24 protein-coding genes are annotated in these 23,180 nt (G+C 36.1%); 5 read left to right on the forward strand and 19 right to left on the reverse strand.

What is annotated here, in order from left to right:
• A complete protein-coding gene (locus tag RFW85_RS05855; protein ID WP_170248535.1) occupies nucleotides 1–1,020 on the reverse strand; it encodes an alpha-ketoacid dehydrogenase subunit beta in 1,020 nt (339 codons plus the stop codon).
• A gap of 13 nt (nucleotides 1,021–1,033) precedes the next feature.
• Nucleotides 1,034–1,996, reverse strand: coding sequence for a thiamine pyrophosphate-dependent dehydrogenase E1 component subunit alpha (locus RFW85_RS05860; RefSeq protein ID WP_170248534.1), 963 nt, complete (start codon nucleotides 1,994–1,996; stop codon nucleotides 1,034–1,036).
• Nucleotides 1,997–2,358: 362 nt separating this feature from the next.
• Between RFW85_RS05860 and lipA the strand changes: the two genes are divergently transcribed.
• Nucleotides 2,359–3,345, forward strand: a complete 987-nt coding sequence (gene lipA / locus RFW85_RS05865; RefSeq protein ID WP_170248533.1) for a lipoyl synthase — start codon at nucleotides 2,359–2,361, stop codon at nucleotides 3,343–3,345.
• A 156-nt stretch (nucleotides 3,346–3,501) separates the two neighbouring features.
• Nucleotides 3,502–4,641, forward strand: coding sequence for a transcriptional regulator (locus tag RFW85_RS05870; RefSeq protein WP_309171242.1), 1,140 nt, complete (start codon nucleotides 3,502–3,504; stop codon nucleotides 4,639–4,641).
• A 50-nt stretch (nucleotides 4,642–4,691) separates the two neighbouring features.
• Here RFW85_RS05870 and RFW85_RS05875 read toward each other — a convergent pair whose 3' ends face one another.
• Nucleotides 4,692–5,444, reverse strand: a complete 753-nt coding sequence (locus RFW85_RS05875; protein ID WP_170248531.1) for a TenA family transcriptional regulator — start codon at nucleotides 5,442–5,444, stop codon at nucleotides 4,692–4,694.
• Between the two features lie 320 nt (nucleotides 5,445–5,764).
• On the opposite strand from RFW85_RS05875, the gene RFW85_RS05880 reads away from it, so the two are divergent.
• Complete coding sequence (locus tag RFW85_RS05880; protein ID WP_086264619.1) at nucleotides 5,765–6,994, forward strand: diguanylate cyclase; 1,230 nt, start codon at nucleotides 5,765–5,767, stop codon at nucleotides 6,992–6,994.
• A 315-nt stretch (nucleotides 6,995–7,309) separates the two neighbouring features.
• Here the strand turns inward: RFW85_RS05880 and RFW85_RS05885 are convergent, their stop codons facing one another.
• From RFW85_RS05885 to RFW85_RS05920, 8 genes are all read right to left on the reverse strand, one after another.
• The gene (locus RFW85_RS05885; protein WP_170248530.1) at nucleotides 7,310–8,029 is read right to left on the reverse strand and encodes a hypothetical protein; all 720 of its coding nucleotides are present in this window, start codon (nucleotides 8,027–8,029) and stop codon (nucleotides 7,310–7,312) included.
• 331 nt (nucleotides 8,030–8,360) lie between these two features.
• The gene (gene aroC / locus RFW85_RS05890; RefSeq protein WP_309171244.1) at nucleotides 8,361–9,452 is read right to left on the reverse strand and encodes a chorismate synthase; all 1,092 of its coding nucleotides are present in this window, start codon (nucleotides 9,450–9,452) and stop codon (nucleotides 8,361–8,363) included.
• Between the two features lie 12 nt (nucleotides 9,453–9,464).
• Nucleotides 9,465–10,472 (reverse strand): 50S ribosomal protein L3 N(5)-glutamine methyltransferase, encoded by a 1,008-nt coding sequence (gene prmB, locus RFW85_RS05895; protein WP_002113580.1) that lies wholly within the window; start codon nucleotides 10,470–10,472, stop codon nucleotides 9,465–9,467.
• Nucleotides 10,473–10,710: 238 nt separating this feature from the next.
• The gene (trpB, locus tag RFW85_RS05900) at nucleotides 10,711–11,916 is read right to left on the reverse strand and encodes a tryptophan synthase subunit beta (protein WP_170248528.1); all 1,206 of its coding nucleotides are present in this window, start codon (nucleotides 11,914–11,916) and stop codon (nucleotides 10,711–10,713) included.
• A gap of 36 nt (nucleotides 11,917–11,952) precedes the next feature.
• Nucleotides 11,953–13,140: a VWA domain-containing protein gene (locus tag RFW85_RS05905; RefSeq protein WP_170248527.1), complete on the reverse strand. Its 1,188-nt coding sequence runs from the start codon at nucleotides 13,138–13,140 to the stop codon at nucleotides 11,953–11,955.
• Nucleotides 13,141–13,155: 15 nt separating this feature from the next.
• On the reverse strand, nucleotides 13,156–14,007 hold the full coding sequence (locus RFW85_RS05910) for a MoxR family ATPase (protein WP_002113662.1): 852 nt from the start codon (nucleotides 14,005–14,007) through the stop codon (nucleotides 13,156–13,158).
• 29 nt (nucleotides 14,008–14,036) lie between these two features.
• Entirely contained in the window at nucleotides 14,037–14,423 is a 387-nt protein-coding gene (locus RFW85_RS05915) for a hypothetical protein (protein ID WP_170248611.1), read from the reverse strand.
• Nucleotides 14,416–14,721 carry a YcgL domain-containing protein gene (locus tag RFW85_RS05920; RefSeq protein WP_032062314.1) on the reverse strand — a complete coding sequence of 102 codons (306 nt, stop codon included), beginning with the start codon at nucleotides 14,719–14,721 and terminating at the stop codon, nucleotides 14,416–14,418. Before RFW85_RS05920 ends, RFW85_RS05915 begins: the two co-directional genes overlap by 8 nt.
• Nucleotides 14,722–15,192: 471 nt before the next feature.
• On the opposite strand from RFW85_RS05920, the gene RFW85_RS05925 reads away from it, so the two are divergent.
• Nucleotides 15,193–15,357 (forward strand): hypothetical protein, encoded by a 165-nt coding sequence (locus tag RFW85_RS05925; protein ID WP_016138216.1) that lies wholly within the window; start codon nucleotides 15,193–15,195, stop codon nucleotides 15,355–15,357.
• Between the two features lie 72 nt (nucleotides 15,358–15,429).
• On the opposite strand, the gene RFW85_RS05930 is transcribed toward RFW85_RS05925, so the two are convergent.
• The 7 genes from RFW85_RS05930 to RFW85_RS05960 all read right to left on the reverse strand — a co-directional run bounded on the left by RFW85_RS05930 (nucleotide 15,430) and on the right by RFW85_RS05960 (nucleotide 21,020).
• Nucleotides 15,430–15,765, reverse strand: coding sequence for a hypothetical protein (locus RFW85_RS05930; RefSeq protein ID WP_170248526.1), 336 nt, complete (start codon nucleotides 15,763–15,765; stop codon nucleotides 15,430–15,432).
• Nucleotides 15,766–15,943: 178 nt separating this feature from the next.
• On the reverse strand, nucleotides 15,944–16,210 hold the full coding sequence (locus tag RFW85_RS05935) for a hypothetical protein (protein ID WP_014206661.1): 267 nt from the start codon (nucleotides 16,208–16,210) through the stop codon (nucleotides 15,944–15,946).
• Between the two features lie 561 nt (nucleotides 16,211–16,771).
• Nucleotides 16,772–17,896, reverse strand: a complete 1,125-nt coding sequence (locus tag RFW85_RS05940; RefSeq protein ID WP_309171246.1) for an HRDC domain-containing protein — start codon at nucleotides 17,894–17,896, stop codon at nucleotides 16,772–16,774.
• A 332-nt stretch (nucleotides 17,897–18,228) separates the two neighbouring features.
• Entirely contained in the window at nucleotides 18,229–18,825 is a 597-nt protein-coding gene (gene recR, locus RFW85_RS05945; protein WP_130119142.1) for a recombination mediator RecR, read from the reverse strand.
• A gap of 9 nt (nucleotides 18,826–18,834) precedes the next feature.
• Nucleotides 18,835–19,164 (reverse strand): YbaB/EbfC family nucleoid-associated protein, encoded by a 330-nt coding sequence (locus RFW85_RS05950; protein WP_002113538.1) that lies wholly within the window; start codon nucleotides 19,162–19,164, stop codon nucleotides 18,835–18,837.
• 263 nt (nucleotides 19,165–19,427) lie between these two features.
• Nucleotides 19,428–19,664, reverse strand: coding sequence for a hypothetical protein (locus RFW85_RS05955; RefSeq protein WP_086398986.1), 237 nt, complete (start codon nucleotides 19,662–19,664; stop codon nucleotides 19,428–19,430).
• Between the two features lie 168 nt (nucleotides 19,665–19,832).
• On the reverse strand, nucleotides 19,833–21,020 hold the full coding sequence (locus RFW85_RS05960) for an O-succinylhomoserine sulfhydrylase (protein ID WP_216076544.1): 1,188 nt from the start codon (nucleotides 21,018–21,020) through the stop codon (nucleotides 19,833–19,835).
• Between the two features lie 137 nt (nucleotides 21,021–21,157).
• Here RFW85_RS05960 and RFW85_RS05965 point away from each other — a divergent pair, with 137 nt between their 5' ends.
• Nucleotides 21,158–22,243: an alpha/beta fold hydrolase gene (locus RFW85_RS05965; RefSeq protein WP_170248523.1), complete on the forward strand. Its 1,086-nt coding sequence runs from the start codon at nucleotides 21,158–21,160 to the stop codon at nucleotides 22,241–22,243.
• Between the two features lie 113 nt (nucleotides 22,244–22,356).
• Here RFW85_RS05965 and RFW85_RS05970 read toward each other — a convergent pair whose 3' ends face one another.
• Nucleotides 22,357–22,821 (reverse strand): hypothetical protein, encoded by a 465-nt coding sequence (locus RFW85_RS05970; RefSeq protein ID WP_170248522.1) that lies wholly within the window; start codon nucleotides 22,819–22,821, stop codon nucleotides 22,357–22,359.
• Between the last annotated feature and the right edge of the window lie 359 nt (nucleotides 22,822–23,180).

Consider the following 23,180-nt stretch of genomic DNA (forward strand, 5'->3'; position numbering starts at 1 on the left):
CTAAGCCTCCAATGTTTTTCGCACAGCTTGCTCAATACGCTCTACACTTGGAATCCATTCTTTTTCTAAAACTGGTGAGAATGGAACAGGCGTATGTGGTGGCGTTACGAGTTCAACAGGTGCTTTTAAATAATGGAAACCTTTCTGTGCAACCAATGCAGCAACATCATGACCGAAACCACAGCGTGCTGCTGATTCATCCACAATGACCACGCGTCCAGTTGATGCCACAGACTCTAAAATTCCTTCTTCATCAAGAGGAGAAATTGTTCGAGGGTCTACAACTTCAACCGAAATACTATCTTTTGCTAGTTTATCTGCTACTTCATTAGCGCGGTGTACCATCAAACCTAAAGCAATAATGGTTACGTCTGTACCTTCACGGGTGTAATTTGCTACCCCAAAAGGAATGGTATAGGCTTCATCAGGAACGTCACCTTTAATGTCATAAAGCATTTTATGCTCACAGAACACTACAGGATCGTCATCTCGAATAGCCTGAATTAATAGTCCTTTCACATCATATGGGCTAGATGGAACTACAACTTTTAAGCCCGGAACCGCAGCAAATACGTTATACGGTGACTGAGAATGCTGAGCTGCCGCAGAAAAACCTGCGCCGATCATGCCACGTACAACCATTGGCGCTTTTGCTTTTCCACCAAACATATAACGGAATTTAGCGGCTTGGTTATAGAGCATGTCATGACACACGCCGTAGAAATCCATAAACATTAGATCTGCAACAGGACGTAAACCTGTTGCAGCAGCACCGGCGGCCATACCGATAATTGCAGACTCAGTAATTGGGGTATCAATAACACGTTCCGAACCAAACTCTGTCCATAAACCTTTGGTTACGCCCAATACACCACCGAAACCTTCTAACTGATTTTCTTCAGTGTTTTTACCGCCGTGCCCACCACGAACATCTTCACCAACAACAAATACGGTTGGATCACGGCGCATTTCTGATTCAATGGCTTCTTTAATTGCATTACGAAAACTTTTATTTGGCATCTTTACTATTCCTTTAGTAAGAGACATAGACGTCAGTAAGGAGTTGTTCTGGTTTTGGGTATGCCGCAGCACGGGCTTTAGCAACGGCGTCATCAACATTTGCCTTTGAAGCTGCATCAATCTCGTCTAGTTTGGCTTCATCAATTTTGCCTTTGACTTTTTCACGGAAAACTTTCAAAGGATCTTTGTTTTCTTTAATGAACTCGACTTCTTCTTTAGAACGAATCAAGCCAGGGTCACCTTCGAAGTGGCCATAAAAACGGTTTGTGATGGTTTCAATCACGCTTGGACCTTCACCTCGACGCGCGCGTTCAATGGCAGTTTGAGCGGCTTCATAGACGGCAAAGAAGTCTGTACCGTCAACTTTAACTGCCGGTAAACCAAAACCTGCTGCACGACCAGCAATGTCTTTGCTTCCTACTGCGTAATCATGACCAGTACCTTCACCGAAACCGTTATTTTCGAAAACGAAAATTACTGGAAGTTTAAGCACAACAGCCATATTCATCGCTTCAAAAGTAAGGCCTTGGTTTGAACCACCATCGCCTGTAAAAGACAGTCCGACGCCACCAGTCTTTAAGGTTTTTGCTGTCAAAGCTGCACCAATTGCTAAAGGAGGTCCACCACCCACAATCCCGTTGGCACCGAGCATACCTTTATCTAAATCGGCAATATGCATAGAACCGCCTTTTCCACGGCATAGCCCGTCATCTTTACCGAAAATTTCCAGCATCATAGCGTGAATGTCACAGCCTTTTGCAATACAGTGTCCATGTCCACGGTGTGTTGAAGTGATATAGTCTTTGTCGGTTAAATTTTCGCAAATCCCGACTGCTACAGCTTCTTCACCACTGTATAAGTGAATAAAGCCAGGAATATCACCATTGGTATTTTCTTCGTGAAGTCGATCCTCAAATTCACGAATATCGCGCATGCGTTTATATGCTGCGAGTAATTGCTCTTCCGTTAATTGCATATCCTTTTCCTTTATTATCTTGATTATTAAAAATCAACCAAGTTTCAGCGAGAGTTATATATTTCGCTATAAATAATAAAGCTCAATTTAATTTAATATACTATTAGACTAAAAAGTTTTAAGTGGTTTTTATGGCTATTATTTTTTATTTTTCAAAAACTTGCACAGCAAAAATAAAATTAAAAAATTTTAATACATTTCATTAGCTTGCGAAACAAACCTTTAACCAACCTTTATTAATTTATAATATTAGCTGTGTACTACGCTCATTAATAGACTCCATGTCCCTTATTTAAATTATAAGGATTTTTATTATATAGAGTCTAGTTAAAAGTTATTTAATATAAAATGGAATTTTATATATGGACTTAAAAAGGCAAATAGAAACTGGTATTAAATTAAGAGGAGCGGATAAAGTTGCTCGCATTCCGATTAAAATTTTACCTACAGAAGAGTTACCGACTAAACCTGACTGGATTAGAGCCAAAATAACCGATTTTGAAGAAATTAATCGCATAAAAAATTTGCTACGCCAACAGAAGTTACACAGTGTTTGCGAAGAAGCGGCGTGTCCAAATCTACCTGAATGTTTTGGCGGTGGTACGGCAACATTCATGATTATGGGCGATATCTGTACTCGTCGCTGCCCATTTTGTGATGTCGCTCATGGTCGCCCAAAACCGCTAGATGAAGATGAACCTAAACATCTGGCAGAAACAGTCGCTAACCTAAACTTAAAATATGTTGTGATTACATCTGTAGACCGCGACGATCTACATGATGGCGGCGCTGCACATTTTGTAAAGTGTATAGAAGAAATTAGGAAACGTTGTCCAGAAACATTGATTGAGATTTTAGTACCAGATTTTCGCGGTCGTTTAGAGACAGCGCTTTCGACTCTGAGCTTATCTCCTCCAGATGTGTTTAATCATAATATTGAGACGGTTCCTCGTTTATATAAAGCGATGCGCCCCGGTTCAGATTATCAACATTCACTAGAGTTACTTAAACGCTTTAAAGCATATTGTCCCGATATCAAAACTAAGTCTGGTCTGATGGTTGGATTAGGAGAAATAGAGGCTGAAGTGCTTGCCCTACTCAACGATTTAAAAGACTATCAAGTCGATCTTGTCACGATTGGTCAATATCTTCAGCCTTCAAAATCACATGCGCTGATTCATCGGTTTGTAAATTTACAAGAATTTGAACGATATACCCGACACGGTAAGCGATTAGGTTTTAATAATATTTGGAGTGCACCTATGGTTCGTTCTAGCTATTTTGCTGATCGACAATATTTCGGAGAAGAAGTGCCAAAGCCTTTCAGCCGACAAGATGTCTTATCTTAATGATTAGGCAATTAACAAAACTTATCCAATAGGATAATGGTCAAGACTTATAAAATTATTTAAGGTAAGGAGATAACTAGGAAATAGTCACAATAAGAAAGTTATAGATGTTGAGCGGCTACGGATACGCCATTTCAATGATAAAGGAATTTCGATATGGATATGTCAGAACAATTATCATCGCCTTTAATAGACACTACTCTGTCCTTATTTCGTCCAGAGTCCTCATCTCATTCTACACAATTAGGAAAAAAGCCGTCACTTGACCTTGAAGCAGCACCTTTATTTGATCTGGGTGAGGAATGGGAACATTCATTATTTGGTCGTTCGATTCATGAATGCCATCGCAACTTAATGCATATTGCTGAAGATGCCGATATGGCCATTGGGGTAACCGACCCACATGGCACTCTACTTTGGACATGGAGTAGTCACCCTATGCGCTCATCGGCTGAGCAAGTACACTTTGTTGAGGGTGGTCAGTGGTCTACTCAGGCAGTAGGTCAAAATGCCATTGGTCTAGCATTAAATACACATTCTGCAAGCTGTGTTTACTCACACGAAAACCAGATGAATAGTGTCAGAGATTGGGTCTGTTATGCAGCACCGATTACCGATGCGAATACAGGTCAGTTTTATGGAATTATGAATTTATCGACCAAATATCAAAAACATAATTCACTTGGAGTTTTAGCAGTAGAGCGTTGTGCTGACATTGTTAAACAAGCAATTCAGCTTCATCAGAAAAATATCTTATATATTAAAGCCTTCGGCACTCCTAAAGTTCAATATAACCAACACAGCCTTACATTGACTCAACGCCAAATTGAAATTCTGTGCATTCTAACCCTTTGTCCCGAAGGGATTAATCTTGAAGAACTTCACTATGCTTTATATGGTGATCGGCCTGTAAGTACCACCACTTTAAAAGCAGAACTTTCTCAACTCAGAAACTTAATACCTGATGTTATCGAGTCACGACCATATAGACTTAACTGCGAAATTCAATGTGATTTTTTAATGGCTGAACAAGCATTAAACCTAGGTTTTACATCAACTACGCTTACACTTTATAGAGGAAGTTTCTTAGCCAAATCAGAAAGTCCTTTTTTATGCGCATGGAGAGATTGTTTTGACGCTCGTTTGAGCCATGTGATTTATCAAATTGAAGATATTGATCAATTATTGCGAGTAGTCAGTCGTGTACCAGACCGTGTAGATGCTGTGGAACGTTTACTTGAATTATTACCCGAAGAAATACCTTATCGAACTAAACTCTTAAAGTTGCTCGAATAAAATAAAAGGGAGAATATCCATACGATATCCTCCCTTTTTTTAAGATAAGATCAAGCAGAGGCTTTAAGCTGTACCTTATAGCAATCGTCTAAAGCTAACTCATAATACCGCAGTCCTTCTTCAGCAGCATGAAATGCTTTTTGCTGCCAGTCAGGACGATCATTGCATAAGCGCTTAATCAGTTCCATGGCTTCATAAGGATGAAGATCATCATAATGTGCATGTGCACGTAACCAAGCTAAAGAACGCTTATCAATAGTTACTTCAGGATGATCAGTATAAGTATGAATCCCTTTATACACCTGAATAGACCAATCTCCAGTTGCCCATTCAATCGCCAAATTTGTTGCAGCTAGACATTCTGCCAAATTCCCTCGATGACTCATATTCCATAGAAAATGGTTTACCGCGTTCATAGCAGCTGGTGGACGTACATGGTCAAGTTCTTCAACTGTTAAGCCAAAACCTCCAGCCCAATCGCGATACCATTTTAAGTGTCGCTCTTCTACCTTAATATTTTGGATTAACCAATCTCGTGCTTCTGTTACTCCTGGTTCAGAAAACCCAGTCGCTTTCCCTAGTGCTCCAGCCATATATGACGGGAAGTGGGCAACCAATGGATAGAAATTAAGTAAAGCATAACGAAAACTATCTAGGCTCAATCCCCCATTGGCCATTTCCGTAAAAAATGGATGTTTGCTCACCCGTTCTTTCGCTGGTAACAGGTCGTCCCAGAACCGTTGTGACCATTCATTATGCGGTGTAATTTCTAAATTCATTCCATATTGATTTAGAGCAGTCATTGCTAATTTTCCTATTTATATGACAGCAATCATCTGTGTTTCACGCTATAAGTCTATCCGAAAATGATAAAGATACAATCGTTAATCGACCATTTGTAACTTTTTTCGATGGATTGAAGAGCTTTAGATAATTATTACGCTAATCATTGAAATGTCGTGATTTTTATCACATTTAACACTGATAAAAATAATTACTTTTTTAAAAAAACTGTATTATTATTTTGAATAAACCACACATTATATAATCAATATTTTTAGATGGAACTTTACTTAAAATAAGTCTCATTTTATGACAACTTCCAATATAGAGAGCATTAATTATGAAGTTGCAAGGTTCCAATATATTGGGACAAGAACAAATAGATTTATTAACCACACGAGGATTAAATTTCGTGTGGTTTCCAAAACAGCTTGAAACGATTTATCGTTTTCAATACCAAAACGGTGCTGCCTATGAGTTTCGCTATAGGGCACCTATTATTTTAATATTATATATATTTTTAAGCTTTGGTATATACCAAGTTTTACCAACTGAGCAAGTTTTACCCTGGTTTAGTTATTATTCTTGGGTAGGTGTGATTGTTCTTATTGCTTGGATTTTATCATTTATTAAAAAATTAAATCAGTATTTTGATTATTATGTAGGCATTGGTTCAGCTTTAGCAGTAGCAATTACTTTTATTTTAATTAACGTTATTGAAAATGGACAAGATAATGTCCTTTTTCATGCTGCGATGATGTATGCAATCGTCATTATTTATGGTGCAGTAGGTATGCGTTTCTATACCGCCATATTTGCTGGATGGATGGGCGGATTGGTTGGAATTTTAGTAAGTAACTACTTGAATGGCGTGATTGACTGGACCTTTTTAAACCGTACTTATACCTTCAGTAGTTTTTTAGGGATGACGCTTGCCTACGCAACTGATCGTCAACATCGAGAAAATTATCTACAAAACTGTATGATTGAGCTGAATCGTATTGAGCTTATGCAACAAGCACAGCAGTTATCCTTACTTTCACAGCAAGATGCGCTCACGGGTTTAGCGAACCGACGCTATCTAGATGAAACTCTTGATAATGAATGGCGCCGTGCATTACGACATGAAACACCACTCACCATTATGATGGTCGATATCGATTATTTTAAAGCATACAATGATACGCTAGGACATCTCAAAGGTGATGAATGTTTAAAAGAAATCGCAATTGCTATTTCTTCTATTGCTGCTCGTAGTGGCGATTTAGTTGCTCGTTATGGTGGTGAAGAGTTTTTATTACTATTCCCTATGACGAATGCTCAGCAAGCTTTGATACAAGTCGAGCGCTTAATGAGTGCGATTAAAAAGATTGCGATTAAGCATCCATGTAGTGATGTTTCACCACATGTCACTATTAGCGTAGGTGTGGCGACCACAACTCCCCGTCTAAATGATTCAATTTCCGCTTTTGTTGCACGAGCTGATCATGCTTTATATAAAGCAAAAACTAATGGACGTAATCAATATAAAATTGCTGTAAACGAAGAACAAATAGTAGATTTAACTTAAAGTTAAATTACTTTGTAATACTACTTACATCGTTTGTCTTCTTTTTTTTTATAGCTCCTTTCAAATTAATATGACAAGCAATCTATAATTAGCTTTTCCATCCATGGTAAAAGCTAAAATATAATTTAGAGCCAATAATTGAGTTCCTTTTTAATTTATCTTCAAGTTAAAGCCTAAAATAAATTTTATAAAAGCAATGAACCAAATTATAAATTTATCTAAATTCACAAAACACTTTACCTTTAAACACAGAAATTTCTTTAAATAAATTAACAAATATATTTGCTAATATAAAAGCATTACAATTTATTAGAGTTATCTTTTTAACTTTCTCCACAATTTATTTATAAAATAAAATAATAGATTTTGACCTCCCTTTTTTTGTCTAACTGAGGTTGCTTCAGTTTTAAATGGGAGTATGGAAACAACATTTTCATGTATCGTTTCATAGTTTGGATAAGCCTCTTTTTTAATAATCTCTATTGTTCTTTGTATCTCATCTACAGATAAGTTTAAGAACCTCTTAATTTCTTGTGCTGTTTTTGATTCAATAGATAATAAATTACAAACTCTAGTTACGTTAACAATCTGCTCGGCATGAATTTTTTTAAAATTTGGATAACAAACGAGTTTATATAAAATTTTTGTTTCAGAAGAATTTCTATAAACTATATTTTTATGATTAACTATGCGCTCTTGGTAAGTCTTCTGAAAATATTCATTATTTTCAATTTCTAATAAAATTTTTAAAAGCTCCTGATATCTTAATGGTCTCTTTAACCCATATTGATAACCTTTTAAAAGGTTAGGGTTATTACTCAATACAATTTTAATTTTTTTTGGAATAAGAACATTGGTATAGCCACTGTCTAAATCAATAATATGTATATCTGGATCATTATCACTATATATCCAGTTTCCAGATAGCTCAGATGACAAGGATAGGTCATAAATAACTCTTATCATTGCCTGTAAATTTTTAGGCAATAGCTTATCTTTTGACATACAGGCAATTCTATATGTACATTGATTCATTGATATTTCCCCAATTTCAATGATGACTTAAAAAAGTATTTGCTAAAGTAATAAAATTTAAAATGTAAAAAAGTCATATAAAACTAATTTTACTAAAATCAGTTTTAAGAAATAATATAGATATCTGATGTACTAAGTAAATTAATAAAGCTTTAATTTTAAAAGCCAAAAGATAAATATATTCAAAAATAAATCGCCGGTATTATATTTATATAGAGATTATAAGACAAGAAAATAATTTAAAATTTAATAGATCATAATCTAATAAAAAATTAAAGCCCCATATTTAACTTAAATTTGGGGCTTTATTTACTATAGTCATAAATTATGACTAGGGTTCAATCGGAGCAAATGGAGGAACAACATCTGCATTTTGAGCACGATGACGTAAAAAATGATCCATTAAGACAATTGCTAACATTGCTTCAGCAATTGGAGTTGCTCGAACACCTACACACGGATCATGACGGCCTTTAGTTAACACATCAGTATCTTCACGATTTAAATTAATCGTTTTACCTGGTGTTGTAATGCTTGCAGTAGGTTTTAATGCAATGGCGACTCGAATCGTCTGACCACTTGAAATACCACCTAAAATACCACCCGCATGATTTGCTAAGAAACCATGACTAGTTAGCTCATCACGTGTTTCATGACCAAACTGCCCAGCAACTGCGAAACCATCACCAATTTCAACACCTTTAACTGCATTAATGCTCATCATCGCATGTGCAATATCAGCATCTAGGCGGTCAAAAACGGGTTCCCCCCAACCTACAGGGACTTTTTCAGCTAAAATTTCTAGCTTTGCGCCGCAGCTTGTTCCTTGTTCACGCAAAGAAGTCACCAAAGCTTCAAAACGCGAAACAGCGTCTACATCACCACAGAAAAATGGATTATTTGCAACTTCATTCCAATCCAGTTTTTCGGCAACTTCATTACCAATTTGTGTCACATGACCGCGAATCAATACACCAAATTTTTCTGCTAAATATTTTTTCGCAATAGCACCCGCTGCAACACGCATAGCAGTTTCACGTGCACTCGAACGACCGCCACCACGGTAATCACGGAAACCATACTTTTGTGTATAGGTGTAGTCCGCATGACCCGGTCTAAAAGTCTGAGCAATATTGCCGTAATCTTTCGATTTTTGGTCAGTATTACGAATGAGTAAACCAATTGGCGTACCAGTAGTTTTGCCCTCAAACACACCAGAAATAATTTCAACCTGATCAGGTTCTTTGCGCTGAGTCGCAAATTTTGATGTACCCGGCTTACGGCGGTCCAGATCTTTTTGTAGATCTTCTTCGGTTAACTCAAGACCAGGTGGCACACCATCAACAATTGCCATTAAGCCAACGCCATGAGACTCGCCACATGTCGTTACACGAAAGAGTTGTCCAATACTGTTCCCTGCCATATGTACAACTCCTTATGCTTGTTGCTGTTCAAATAGTTTTCTATAACGACGACATTGTTCTGCGGTTAAAGCAAAAATGCCAGAACCACCTTTTTGGAAAGTAAGCCAGTTGAAATCAATAGTATTGAAGTTCTGACGCATAGCCCATTCAGAGTTACCCACTTCAATGACAATTAAACCATCTTCAGTTAAATAATCTGCCGCTTGAGCAAGCATTTTACGCACGAGATCTAAACCGTCTTGGCCTGCTGCCAATGCAAGTTCAGGTTCATGTAAAAACTCTTCTGGTAAGTCAGCCATATCTTCAGCATCAACATACGGAGGATTACTTACAATTAAATCGTACTGGTTTTCAGCTGGAATCTTGGCAAATAAATCAGATTCAAGTAACGCAACTTGATATTGCTTATTGTGGTGTTCAACATTAATCGATGCTACTTCTAAAGCTTCTTTAGAGATGTCCGTTGCATCCACTTCCGCATCTGGATATGCATAAGCCAAAGCAACAGCAATACAACCAGAACCTGTACACATATCTAAAATACGCTGTGGAGTTTTAGGTTTTGCATTTTCTGGCAGGTTGTTAAGTGCTTCACGCATTTGACCATTTTCATCCAAGCAATATGGTGCAAAACGTTGTTCAATTAATTCTGCAATTGGTGAACGCGGAATAAGTACACGCTCATCCACATAAAATGGCTTATTAAAGAAGTAAGCTAAATTTAATAAATAAGAAGTCGGTATACGGTCATTAATACGACGTTCTAACAAACTTAAGAATTCTGCTTTTTCACTTGGCAAAAGCTTAGCATCTAAAATCTCTGAGTCTGCTGACCATTCAAGAGATAAGGTTTGTAAAACTAATGCAGAACTTTCTGCAAAATAATCTTCAGTACCTTGTCCTAAATGTGCATCATGTTGACGTAATGCTGATACCCCAAAGCGAATAAAATCTCGAATTGTAGATAAATTTTCAGCAGCTTCCTGTAAATGTTCAGGGCTAATCGTCGGTCGCTCCACTTAGGCGTCTCCAAAGGCAAATTTTGCAAAGTGACTATTCTACTGAGTGAGACAAAGCAACGCAACGCTTTGCCTTGTGAAGCAGTGTTTTACACACCTATCTCTAACAATCACAGCTTAAAAATCAGAATACTTTGTTTTAATTAAGAAATAATGAACTTTTAACAAGGGATAGATTTCGTCTACGAAATAAAAAAAGCGGTCTTTAAATATTGACCGCTTTTTGTGTTTAGTTGGTTTAAAGCTTAAGTTTTTCTGCCACATAATCCGAATCTTTGTCTCCACGACCAGAAAGATTAACCACAATCATGGTTTCTTTCGACAGCTTTGGTGCTTCTCGTATTGCCCATGCGACAGCGTGTGAGCTTTCAAGCGCAGGAACAATTCCTTCTACACGAGATAAGGTCATAAAAGCATCCAAACATTCCTGGTCAGTTGCAGTGCTATATTCCACACGACCTAAATCTTTTAAGAAACTATGCTGTGGCCCAACACCCGGATAGTCCAATCCTGAAGCAATAGAATGCACTGGCAATGGTTCACCAGCTTCATTTTCAAGCACGTAACACGCCATACCATGAATTTGGCTTGGCTTACCTAAAGTTAAGGTTGCCGAATGCATGTGAGTTTCTAAACCATGTCCTGCTGGTTCAACCCCAACCAACTTCACATCTGAATCATTTAAAAATGCTGTAAACGCACCGATTGCATTTGAACCGCCACCAACACATGCGACAACATAATCCGGATTTTTCCCAAAACGATGATGGGTCTGCTCTTTAATTTCATTGCCAATAATCGATTGAAAATCTCGAACCATTTTTGGAAATGGATGTGGTCCAACCACAGAACCTATCGCATAAATAAAGTTTTTAGGATCTTTTAAATATTCTTCAAAAGCGCTATCAACTGCATCTTTTAAGGTTGCTGTACCACGTGTTACTGAAACTAAATGAGCGCCCAAAATTTTCATTTTAACGACATTTGGATGCTCTTTTTCAATATCTACTTGACCCATGTGAATTTCACATGGAATACCAACTAAAGCACAAGCCGTTGCTAGAGCGACACCATGCTGTCCTGCACCAGTCTCAGCAATTACTTTCTTTTTACCCATATATTTAGCAAGTAGAGCCTCACCTAAACAGTGATTGATCTTATGAGCACCTGTATGATTTAAGTCTTCACGTTTTAAATAAATTTGCGCACCGCCTAACTGATCAGAAAGACGTTTTGCATGAAATAAGGGACTTGGACGACCTACATAATTTGAAAAGAGGTCCGATAATTCATTTTGAAATTCAGGTGTATGGCGAATTTCTTCATAAGCAACATTAATTTCATCCATTGCTTCTTTTAAATGCGGAGGAATAAATTGGCCTCCATATTCACCAAAAAATCCCTGTTCATTTGGCAAAGCAATACCATTAATTTGATGTTGCATATCATCCCTCTTTTTAAATTATTAAAGTTATCAAGTTTATCGAGAAAGGTATCGCGTCATATCCTCAATGCCTTTTAGAGTCATCGGGTACATATGATTTTCAAAAAGCTCTTTAATCCAACCAATGGTTTGAGTGTAATGCCAATACCCTTCTGTTTCAGGGTTTAACCATGCTGTTTTATCAAAATGTTGACGTAAGCGACGTAACCAAACTTCACCAGCCTCATCATTCATATATTCCACAGAACCACCTACCGATTTTAATTCATAAGGTGCCATACTGGCATCACCTACGACAATTACGCGATAGTCTCGTCCATAAGTATGAAATAGATCCCATGTGTTCATGCGTGTAGCTGTTCTTCGATGGTTATCTTTCCAAACATAGTCATAAAGACAGTTATGAAAATAAAAGTATTCGAGTGTCTTAAACTCACTTTTAGCAGCACTAAAGAGTTTTTCGCATTGAGCAATATGAGCATCCATCGAACCGCCCACATCGAACAACATCAGCACTTTTATTCGGTTTCTACGTTCAGGTACCATCTGAACATCCAAAATACCTTGTTTGGCTGTTTCACGAATAGTTCCGTCAACATCTAACTCTTCAGCTGCACCTTGGCGAGCAAATTTGCGTAAACGTCGTAAAGCAATTTGCATCTGGCGAGTACCAAGAACTTGATCATCATCTAAATTTTGATATTTCCGCTGTTCCCAGACTTTAACTGCCGAACGTTTACGGCCCGGTCCACCAATTCGCACACCTTCTGGATGGTCACCAAAAGCACCAAAAGGTGAAGTTCCACCTGTGCCAACCATACGGTTACCACCTTGGTGTTTCTTATGCTGCTCACGTAAACGCTCTTCCAGCATTTTCATTAGTTCTTCTAAAGAACCCGCTTTTTGAAGTTCAGCTCTTTGCTCTGGAGTTAAATGTTTTTCGAGAAGTTCTAAATCGAACCAGTCTTTTGGTAATTTATGAACTTGTTTAAGCAACTCATCGATATCAAAAGTTTCAATGCCATCAAAGTAATCTTTCATAGCACGGTCAAACTTATCAAAAAAGCGCTCATCTTTAACTAAAATAGTTTTAGCAAGTTGATAAAACTCATCTTGGTCAGCAAAAACCAAGCCTTCACTCACCGCACTGTTTAAGTCAATGAGTTCACGCGTGGTAACTGGAACACCATATTTACGTAAGGTGTAAAATAACCGCACAAACATGGGTTATTCCCTCCTTTAACGTCGCGACATGAAAGCCAAGCGTTCGAGAAGTTGTACATCTTGCTCGTTTTTGATGAGAGCCCCATATAAAGGTGGAATAGCTTTAGATGTATCTCGATTACGTAATACATCTTCAGGCATATCATCTGCCATGAGTAAGCTTAACCAATCAATTAACTCAGAGGTTGATGGTGGTTTCTTCAAATTAGGAATTTCACGTAGTTTAAAGAAAACTTGTAAAGCTTCGTTCACCAATGTTGCGGAGATATTTGGGAAATGAACCGCAATGATTTCTCGCATTGTGGCTTCATCTGGAAACTCAATATAGTGGAAGAAGCAACGACGCAAGAAAGCATCTGGTAATTCTTTTTCATTATTTGAAGTAATAATTACAATTGGGCGTTGCGTTGCCGTAATTGTTTCATTCGTTTCATAAACATAAAAAGACATTTTATCGAGTTCATGCAATAAGTCATTTGGAAACTCAATATCGGCCTTATCAATTTCATCAATTAATAATACGCAACGCTCTTCACTGGTGAAAGCTTCCCACAGTTTACCGGGTTTAATGTAGTTCTTAATATCGTAGACTCGGTCATCACCTAACTGGCTGTCTCTTAAACGAGAAACTGCATCATATTCATACAACCCTTGCTGCGCTTTAGTTGTAGACTTGATATGCCAAGTAATCAGTTTTAAACCCAAACTTTGTGCTACTTGTTCAGCAAGTAAAGTTTTACCCGTGCCCGGCTCACCCTTAATCAGTAAAGGCTTTTGCAAAGCACGAGCTGCTTTTACAGCAAGCTTAAGACTATCAGTCGCAATATATTGATCTGTACCGGTAAAATGTTGGGTATCAGCAGACATGTAAAGACCTTATTTTTCTATTTCAATGGTTAGATGGAACGCATGTTTTTGTTTGTTGAATATTTTGACCAACAATATCCAATCACCAAACCTAGACCAACTACAAACAGAATTAAAGATAAATTTGACCAAATTAACGGACTGTCTTTAGTTAAAACACCAAAAAGAAGTCCAAAAATAGCAGGTGCTACAGATGCATTCGGTCCTTCAGATACTGTTGGTGTAACTAAAATAGCAAATACAATCAGCCAGCTAATTGCACCCAAAGTAGTAGGAAGACGGCGCATTAATCGCCACCAACACCACAAAGCAATAATAGCGCCTATTCCATAAGCTGTTAAAGCAATAACGCCTTCAGGAATAACATCCAAAAAAGAAAATAATTGATTCATTATTCCAGTTTGATCTTCATGCACCACGTAAGCCCTCTGGTTCAACTGCATTCGGGTTAATTAACCCTTCTGGCGGCATCTGAATAAAGAAACCTTTTGTTTGTAATGAGTCTAAAACATGTAAAACATTAACACGCGCCAATTTACGTGTTGGAGCTAACTCTAAATGCATGACAAACGTTGCACGACCAAACGCTTGTAAAACAGCTTCAGGAACATTTTCAAACGGATCAGCTTGCTCCGCATTGTCAGGATAGTTTGGACGAGCAATATACATGTACATTTCATCTTTTTTGCTCGATCTATAAATATCACAGTGCATTTCAAATCAACTCTTGAACTAAGGACAGCATACATGAAAAAAAACGACTCACACACGCAGGTTTGTTTACGCATCAGTCGTTTTTTTTATTCTTGAGAAATATTAACCTACAACATTGATTAAGGTCGATAATAACTTTGTTCCTGTTAAAAACAAGGTTCCATATAAAATTAATAAATATTTGATTTTAAATAATTAAACATAATTTTCAACTTTAATAAAATAAAACAATTTTTAGGAAAAAAGAAAAAATGTTCGTTACTGAGTACTTTTTGTGATCTATCTTTAATAATTTCACGATTTAATTCTATGAAATTTATCATATTACAATCAGGTATTACCTTTTCAAATTCACATTTGAGTAAAATTTCTAAGCACTTAATACACATTGGGAGACATTACTGAACTGGTTTAAATTCTCAACATGTTTAAATATTAAGTATCTTGTTCATAGATATGGAGGATGAAATTATGCCTCGTGGTGATAAAACTGCTTATACAACCAAGCAAAAACGTCAGGCCAAACATATTGTTGAGAGTGAAGTAGATAGAGGCCATTCTCAAGAAGAAGCCGAACGAATTGCATGGTCTACCGTCAATAAACAAGATGGTGGCGGTAAGAAAAAGTCCCATTAATATATTAGAATAAATACTTCTTTAGCCCAAACTAAAGAAGTATTTTTTATTTAAGGACGTGTTAATTTTTTTCTAGAAAACGCGAGAGCTTTTAATATAATCATGGCTTACTTGATTTAAGGCATTCAAAATAGCGCTATCATCTTGACTTAATAATGCCTCATTAAGACTTTCCATATAAGCGATGAGTTGAGTTTTAGAGGTATGAGAAAATTCGGTCGTTACGGCTTCATCTTCATATAAGATTACATAACTACGTGCGAAACCATAAATTAGGTAAACTGCTACTTTTTCTTTTGTATCTTGAGATTCTTTAAGAGACTGTTCACAAGCATTTTTTAAAGCTTTAAATGCGTCTGTACCAGTAGATTGATTTTTGAAAGAGAAAAGTATTGTTTGGAAGTTCATATCCATATTCCACTCAAAAAGTAAAGCTACAGAACAAGATAGAACCTGTCAAATAATATCCTGATTAATATAAATTTAATTGTAAATAAATTTATATTTAACTTCTTTTAGCTCACGATAAATCATGCAATAAAAGAACCACTCTTTTTAAGAGTGGTTTAGTTAAAACACTCATTCACTAGAAGCTTATTTCAATTGTGATCGTGGTACCGGAGTGCTCAATATCAGTTGACACATTAAAACCTCTGCTTCTAAGCTCCTCTTCAACCAGAGTAAGATGATCAGGACTTATAGCATCAACAGGAAACCAGAAAGTTGCTTTTCGTTTCCCCTCCTTAGATTCAGACTCAGTACCAGTTAAAATTTTTTCCAATATGACGTCTTGATTTATTTTAAAGTTTTTAGCATTTTGACGAGCTTGTTCAGCATTAAAGTTGTTTAGCATATTTATCTCTCTAATTATTAATCTATATAATTTTATAGCATAAAAAGACGTTATAAGTTTTAGAGTTGTGTACTTGTGTCTAAACAACTTACTGATTCATATAGATAACATCTGTAGATTTTTATATTCATTTTTAAATTTAAAAAATTAAGACATTTCAACTAAGCTATATCACTAAAAAATAAAAAAGCCTACCTTATTGGGTAGGCTTTTCATTTCTGCACCGAAACAAACTTATAGTTATATATTATATAAGTTGAAATTGTTTTTCTTAAATCCAAGAATATACAGACCTGTATGTTTAATCAATTGAATTTTTCTCACGATATAAGTTAATTTAATTCATTATTGAATTTTCAAATTATATTTACTTTATTACATTATTTTATGAATTTTATCAGACTAAATAATTATTTAGATAATCTACAAAAAATCTTATTTTTATATACTTAAATATTGAAATTAACTCCTTTTTTAAATAAAAACTTAACACAACGATTATTCTTTATTTAAAAGACTCATCGCATGATGAGCCTCTAAATTTCTAATTATCTATTCATTTTAAATAGATAAACTTTGTTTTTCTTCTTGAAACAACTGGATTAATGGTTGAGTTAATAACTCATAACGCCATCCTAACAGATAGTCAGGTAAATCCTGTTCATCCCCTCGAGATAGAACATGTTGATGAATGGCGTTTAACCATTTTTTTCTCAGCAACACTTCTTTAGGAATAGAAGTCTCATTTATTGCATGAGCAAGCACCATATCCATTTTATTTAAAGTTTCTTTAGACGTAACCTTAAATGGTTTTGCAATCTTTGATGGCCACTTACTTTCGACTGGTAAATCTTTAAGAAGTTCTAAAATCGTTTTGCCGTACTCGCGAACTACATTTGGACGAATATCTTTCACTTGCGAAAGTTGAAAGCTATTACGCGGGTTCTTTTCAACCATATCAATCATGGTTGAATTTCTAAGAATAAAACTGCGTGGCTGATTCGTTGCTTTTACAATATATTCACGCCACTCGCTTAAATTTTGCAACTGCATTAACTGACGACGTGAATGACGATAATTTCCCACATCGGTATATAGTAATTCGGTCGGTGTTTCACTAATGATTTCTTTAGTTAGACTACTACAGTCCTCAAGAACATAGTTATAAAGCCCTTTCTGCTTAAGCTGTTCTTGAATATGACTAGCTAACTTCATTAGATACAAAACATCGTTAGCAGCATAACAAAGTTGCTGAGGCGATAAAGGTCTAGCCAACCAATCAGATCTGGTTTGATCTTTTTCAATATCAATATCAAGACAAAGTTTTAAAGCACCTTGGTAACTCACTTGCAGGCCATGACCTAAAAAAGACAGACCTACTTGAGTATCAAATACATTAAGGAGATCTTCTTGATCAGCGTAATGATAGATTAAATCAATATCTTCTCCACATGCATGAAAAATATTTTGCTGCGCGTGGAAAATCTTTTTCCAAAACTGACTTAGATCTAATGAAACACCATCCAACAGATAGACATCACCATTTACATTGACTTGGCATACTCCAAGTTTAGGCCAGAGTGTGTCAACCTTAATAAATTCTGTATCAAGTCCATATATTGAACATTGATCCATTTTTTGAAGAACATCAACCAATTCGGTTTGCTGTTGGATAAACTGAAACATGCTTTCTCAAGTATTGCAAAGAGTGCTTTAAACTCTGGTATATATAACATAGAAGCAGAAAAATGCCACTTAAACCTTTATGAATACTCTATTTTTGAACAATTTTTCGAAAATAGATAATTTTTTGATCTTTTATTTGTACTTTTTAAATTTATCTCCAAATGTTCTTTATTTAAAATTTATAAGATCTTTTTCATGCTTATATTCATATTTTATTTAAACTATCTTTAATAATAAAAGACAAAATAATATTTATGTTTAATAACTGAATTTAATTAATAAATTTAATCAAATTGATACTGCATTCATTAATGAAATAAGCATCGAAATGCTTATTTCATTCTCATGCGATTATGTACTGCCTGACTTAAAGTATGGCTATCTACGTATTCGAGTTCACCACCCTGAGGTACACCTTGAGCAATACGCGTCATTTGTATTGGTAAATGTTTAGTCGCCTCTACCAAATAATGAGCTGTCGCTTGTCCTTCTACAGTCGCATTAGTTGCCAAAATGACTTCTTCAATAGTACCTTGGCTTAGACGCTGAATTAGGTAAGGAATACCAATTTCTTCTGGACCAATACCATCTAATGGAGAAAGGTGACCACCTAAAACATGATATTTCCCACGAAAGCTACCGCTTTGCTCAATCGCCATCACATCAGCTGGTGATTCAACTACACACAATAACTGATCATCTCGGTCAGTTGAGGCGCAAATATCACAAACTTCATTTTCAGTCAAAGAATGGCAGACACTACATTCATGTATATAACTTGAAGCCTCATGTAAAGCATGAGCTAATGCAAATGCCCCTTCTCGATTTTTCATCAAAAGATGTAAAGCCATACGTTGAGCCGACTTCGGACCAACGCTTGGTAATATACGTAAAGCTTGAACGAGTTGTTCAAATCTATCGCTAAACACTGAATTTCCTTAGAACATGCCCGCTAAGCCAGGTGGTAAACCCATACCAGAATTTGCTTTTTGCATTTTTTCTTCAGAAATCACTTCTGCTTGACGTACAGCATCATTTACTGCAGCAGCAATTAAGTCTTCAATCATGTCTGGTTCATCTTGAAGTAATTCTGGATTAATTTCGATACGTTTTACGATATAACGGCCAGTCATTGTGACTTTAACCAAACCACCGCCCGCTTCAGCATGTACTTCAGTTTGAGCAAGCTCTTCTTTAGCCTTTTTTATATTTGATTCCATATCTTTTTGCATGCGCTGCGCTTGCTGCATAAGCATATTGATATTCATAAACCTAACTCCGTATCTCTATCAAATATTTCAAGTATTATTGATAGTCACATAACACTGCAAAACTTAAACTCTTTCTACTCCCCATATAGATCATCAAGATCATTGAGGCTAGTACGTTTAAATCAAAATTAATCCGTAATTCTGACACAATAAATCAATGTTTTCTATTGGTATCTATGAAACTATTTTCTATGGTCAATCTACTAAAAGCGTTTATATAGAAAACTTTTGATGAGTAGAAAAAGTAAAATTTAGAAAAGTTACTGGGCAGCCTGTAGACTTTTATTGTTTGGTTTATATTCACTTAAAGGAACATTCTTGAAAGAAGTATTGGCTTTTTCTATTGAAAGATCAGCGTTTTGAACTGATTTGTTTGCATCATTAATTAATAATACAGTTTCACTCATCTGTGTTGGTTCATCTTTTTGAGCAAATACTCTATATCCAACTAGACCAATTGCCCCTATCGCAACTAAAATAATTATTGGTTTAAGCATGACTAAAGACTCTCTTTGTTATTTTTATTAAATTTAGAGCTTTTATACGTTGAAATTTTAGACTGTTTTATAACAAAACGTAGACTTTTTATTGCTATTGTTGCTTATAAGTAACAAAAAAAGCCACATTAAAATGAATGTGACTTTTCCATAACAAACATAACTTAATTAGATTAAATCTAACCCACGTGAGATATCACCAATAATGTCATTAATATCTTCTAGACCCACAGAAACACGAATTAGACCTTCTTGAATACCAGCAGCTTCTTTTGCTTCAACAGAAAGTTTGCCATGAGTTGTGGTTGCTGGGTGGGTAATCGTCGATTTCACATCACCTAGATTACCGGTAATCGAGATAAACTTAGTATTATCAATAACCTTCCAAGCACCTTCACGCTCGCCTTTAACAACGAAGGATACAATACCGCCAAAGCCATTTTGCTGTTTAGCAGCAAGTTCATGACCTTCATGAGCTGGTAAACCAGCGTAGTAAACCCTCTCTACCTTTTCATGACTAGATAACCATTCTGCAAGAATTTGAGCACTCTCACAGTGTGCTTTCATACGTAAACGTAAAGTTTCTAGACCTTTTAAGAAAACCCATGCATTAAATGGGCTCATTGATGGTCCAAGCGTACGAACAACACCGAAAACTTCTTCTAACAACTGATGATTACCAACAACAGCACCGCCTAATGCACGGCCTTGGCCATCTAAGTATTTAGTCGCAGAGTAAATCACAAGATCCGCACCAAACTTTAGTGGTTGCTGCAAAACAGGTGTACAGAAACTGTTATCAACCGCAAGTAATGCGCCATTCGCATGGGCGATATCTGCTAGAGCTTGTATATCTGCAATCTCAGCTAGAGGGTTAGACGGTGACTCAACAAAGAAAAGTTTGGTTTCAGGACGTACGGCATTTTTCCATTCGTCTAAATCACATAAATCAACAAATGTAATATCTACGCCAAACTTGGCTATATATTTTTCAAATAAGGCAACAACTGAACCAAAAACTGCTCTTGAGCAAATAACATGATCACCCGCTTTTAGATATGCCATAGCAACTGACAAAATCGCGCCCATTCCCGAGCTTGTCGCAACAGCTCTTTCAGCTCCATCTAAAGCAGCTAAGCGTTTTTCGAACATCGATACAGTCGGATTGGTAAAACGAGAATAGATATTTCCTTGAACCTGACCAGAAAATTTTGCAGCCGCTTCAGCAGCGTTTTCATATACAAATGATGAAGTCAAAAAAATCGGTTCGCCATGCTCACCTTCAAAACTACGAGTATGTCCGGTACGAATGGCTAAAGTATCAAGTTGGTATTCTAAATCATCAGACTGGTTCATTAAATGTTCGCCTTTACTGGTCATGTACTAAAAAAACTATCATCATTTTGAGTGTCTAGGGTATTTAAGGTCAAGGTAAACCTTAAAATTATCGCTTAGACTTTATTCAACTTTAGTAAATAGTTGGTAAAAGAAAGATGAAACGCTTAAAGTCCATTGTCTCTGAACAAAGTCAAATCAAGCACCTCTCTACCCGACTATTTCGCCCAAAAACATTGGTTTTGTCACAAAGCACTCCTTATGAAGTGATTGGTGAATTCAATCAAACTCGTATTCGTTATTACGCAGCTACTCAAAAACAATTTAAAGAACCGTTAGTATTTGTTGCACCACTCGCTATTAATATGGCGATATATGATTTATATCCATATCGCTCTCTTATTAAATACTTCCAAAATGTAGGTTTTGACGTATATCTTGTGGATTGGGGCCGCTTAAATTTTAAAGATAGACATCTTAATTTTTTATCATTTATTGAAGGGTTTATTCCTCAAGCAATACAACTTGTCCGAACACATTCTGGAAGTGAACAAATCTCGCTTCATGGCTGGAGTATGGCTGGCATATTTGTCACTTTATATACCGCTTTAAATCAACCCAATTATGTTAAAAACCTTATCGTACTTGGTAGTCCAATAGACAGTTATGCTTCTGGTTATATTGGAAAACTCTACCGAGCTATAAACAACGCGATTGGTCGCAATAAAAAAATTCAAGACCGTATTTACTCTGGACTACCAAAACGTTTGATTCATAGTCCTGGAATTTTAAACTCTTTAGGTTTCAAAATTCTTGATCCTAAAGGCTGGTTTGATGGACATATTCAACTACTAAAGAATCTTGATGACCTACAATTTGTGCAAGAGCATGCCACTTTAAGTAACTTTTTAAATAATATGATTGATTACCCGGGCGGAATTAATCAGGACATGTTGTTCAATGTTTGGTTGCAAAATCCATTGAAGCGCGGCTTTATCCAGTTAAAAAATAAAAAAATAGAATTAAAAAATATTGACTGTTCTCTCTTAGTGGGCGCTGGTCGTAGTGATCAACTGGTTACCGCTGATGCAGCTCAACCATTAAGCCAATTAACCAGTAGCCAAGATGTTACGTTTACTCTCATCCCTGGCGGTCATTTGGGCCTCATGTCGAGTCAGGCAAGTGCATTGGAGTTCTGGCCACAACTAGCAAAATGGCTCACTGAACGATCAACACAAATTTAAAAATACGCTCATGATTCAATCTATTGCTTTTATTCGCTTGGATGGAATAAACCATCGCATAACGGTGCATTTACCAATAATATTATTGTTTTAATAGAAAATTATTATTTTCACTATGAAGGCACTTTATTAACTTTTTTATAATCGGATGATTTAAAGTAATTTACAATCATCTGTGCACTTTTTTCAGAAGAGTCCTTTGCCTGCTCTAGTTTTGTTACATAAGGATTAGTCACTATACAGCTCGGTAGTAAACTATTTGTAAGCGGTGGAAGCTTTTCTCTTCCACCTAGAGTAATTTTTTCGATAAAACTCGCTAACCACATAATGTACTCACTTTTATTCTTATAAATTGGCATTAAGCTGATATCGAGTTTAACTGAACATTCCTTTGCAGGTTTATTTAAACATTCTTCAAAATCAATAAAGTTATATTTTAGTTTGTATGAAGTGTCTTTTATCTCTTGCCGGATAATACTGACTAAGCTATTCAAGTGTCCAATTACATCCTCGGAGAAAAGCTTTTCTTCTTCGAACTTTTTATAAACTTTTTCAGCAATTAGTAAAAATTGTGACATCACCTATTCCTTCAATATTTAGTCTGAACGAACGACTAGATCCTTTAAAGAAGTATGATGAATATACTATTACTATGTGTAAGGGTATGAGGGTAGAAAGTAACTACCAGATCAATTGTGAAAGTGCCATGTCAAGTCGATCACAAAAAATAAAATATAGTGTAAAATTTATATCATTCTAAACCGCTTATTTTTCATGATTAGAAATAACTTTAAATAAAAAAAGCCCATTTCATTTGGAGAAATGGGCTATAAAAACAAAAACTATCAAACGCAGCAATTAAGGGCACTATAATAGAAGTTAAAATATGCAAAATCAATACATCTTTCATTTAAAACATAATAATTATCACATTTCA

The sequence above is a fragment of the Acinetobacter sp. 12966 genome (assembly GCF_031196995.1).
GTDB classification, from domain to species: Bacteria; Pseudomonadota; Gammaproteobacteria; order Pseudomonadales; family Moraxellaceae; genus Acinetobacter; species Acinetobacter geminorum.

Excerpts from the sequence above, each read along its gene's own strand:
- RFW85_RS05855 (WP_170248535.1), bottom strand. The coding sequence starts at position 1,020 with ATGCCAAATAAAAGTTTTCGTAATGCAATTAAAGAAGCCATTGAATCA.
- RFW85_RS05860 (WP_170248534.1), bottom strand. The coding sequence starts at position 1,996 with ATGCAATTAACGGAAGAGCAATTACTCGCAGCATATAAACGCATGCGC.
- lipA (WP_170248533.1), top strand. The coding sequence starts at position 2,359 with ATGGACTTAAAAAGGCAAATAGAAACTGGTATTAAATTAAGAGGAGCG.
- RFW85_RS05870 (WP_309171242.1), top strand. The coding sequence starts at position 3,502 with ATGGATATGTCAGAACAATTATCATCGCCTTTAATAGACACTACTCTG.
- RFW85_RS05875 (WP_170248531.1), bottom strand. The coding sequence starts at position 5,444 with ATGACTGCTCTAAATCAATATGGAATGAATTTAGAAATTACACCGCAT.
- RFW85_RS05880 (WP_086264619.1), top strand. The coding sequence starts at position 5,765 with ATGAAGTTGCAAGGTTCCAATATATTGGGACAAGAACAAATAGATTTA.
- RFW85_RS05885 (WP_170248530.1), bottom strand. The coding sequence starts at position 8,029 with ATGAATCAATGTACATATAGAATTGCCTGTATGTCAAAAGATAAGCTA.
- aroC (WP_309171244.1), bottom strand. The coding sequence starts at position 9,452 with ATGGCAGGGAACAGTATTGGACAACTCTTTCGTGTAACGACATGTGGC.
- trpB (WP_170248528.1), bottom strand. The coding sequence starts at position 11,916 with ATGCAACATCAAATTAATGGTATTGCTTTGCCAAATGAACAGGGATTT.
- RFW85_RS05905 (WP_170248527.1), bottom strand. The coding sequence starts at position 13,140 with ATGTTTGTGCGGTTATTTTACACCTTACGTAAATATGGTGTTCCAGTT.
- RFW85_RS05910 (WP_002113662.1), bottom strand. The coding sequence starts at position 14,007 with ATGTCTGCTGATACCCAACATTTTACCGGTACAGATCAATATATTGCG.
- RFW85_RS05920 (WP_032062314.1), bottom strand. The coding sequence starts at position 14,721 with ATGCACTGTGATATTTATAGATCGAGCAAAAAAGATGAAATGTACATG.
- RFW85_RS05925 (WP_016138216.1), top strand. The coding sequence starts at position 15,193 with ATGCCTCGTGGTGATAAAACTGCTTATACAACCAAGCAAAAACGTCAG.
- RFW85_RS05930 (WP_170248526.1), bottom strand. The coding sequence starts at position 15,765 with ATGAACTTCCAAACAATACTTTTCTCTTTCAAAAATCAATCTACTGGT.
- RFW85_RS05935 (WP_014206661.1), bottom strand. The coding sequence starts at position 16,210 with ATGCTAAACAACTTTAATGCTGAACAAGCTCGTCAAAATGCTAAAAAC.
- RFW85_RS05940 (WP_309171246.1), bottom strand. The coding sequence starts at position 17,896 with ATGTTTCAGTTTATCCAACAGCAAACCGAATTGGTTGATGTTCTTCAA.
- RFW85_RS05950 (WP_002113538.1), bottom strand. The coding sequence starts at position 19,164 with ATGAATATCAATATGCTTATGCAGCAAGCGCAGCGCATGCAAAAAGAT.
- RFW85_RS05955 (WP_086398986.1), bottom strand. The coding sequence starts at position 19,664 with ATGCTTAAACCAATAATTATTTTAGTTGCGATAGGGGCAATTGGTCTA.
- RFW85_RS05960 (WP_216076544.1), bottom strand. The coding sequence starts at position 21,020 with ATGAACCAGTCTGATGATTTAGAATACCAACTTGATACTTTAGCCATT.
- RFW85_RS05965 (WP_170248523.1), top strand. The coding sequence starts at position 21,158 with ATGAAACGCTTAAAGTCCATTGTCTCTGAACAAAGTCAAATCAAGCAC.
- RFW85_RS05970 (WP_170248522.1), bottom strand. The coding sequence starts at position 22,821 with ATGTCACAATTTTTACTAATTGCTGAAAAAGTTTATAAAAAGTTCGAA.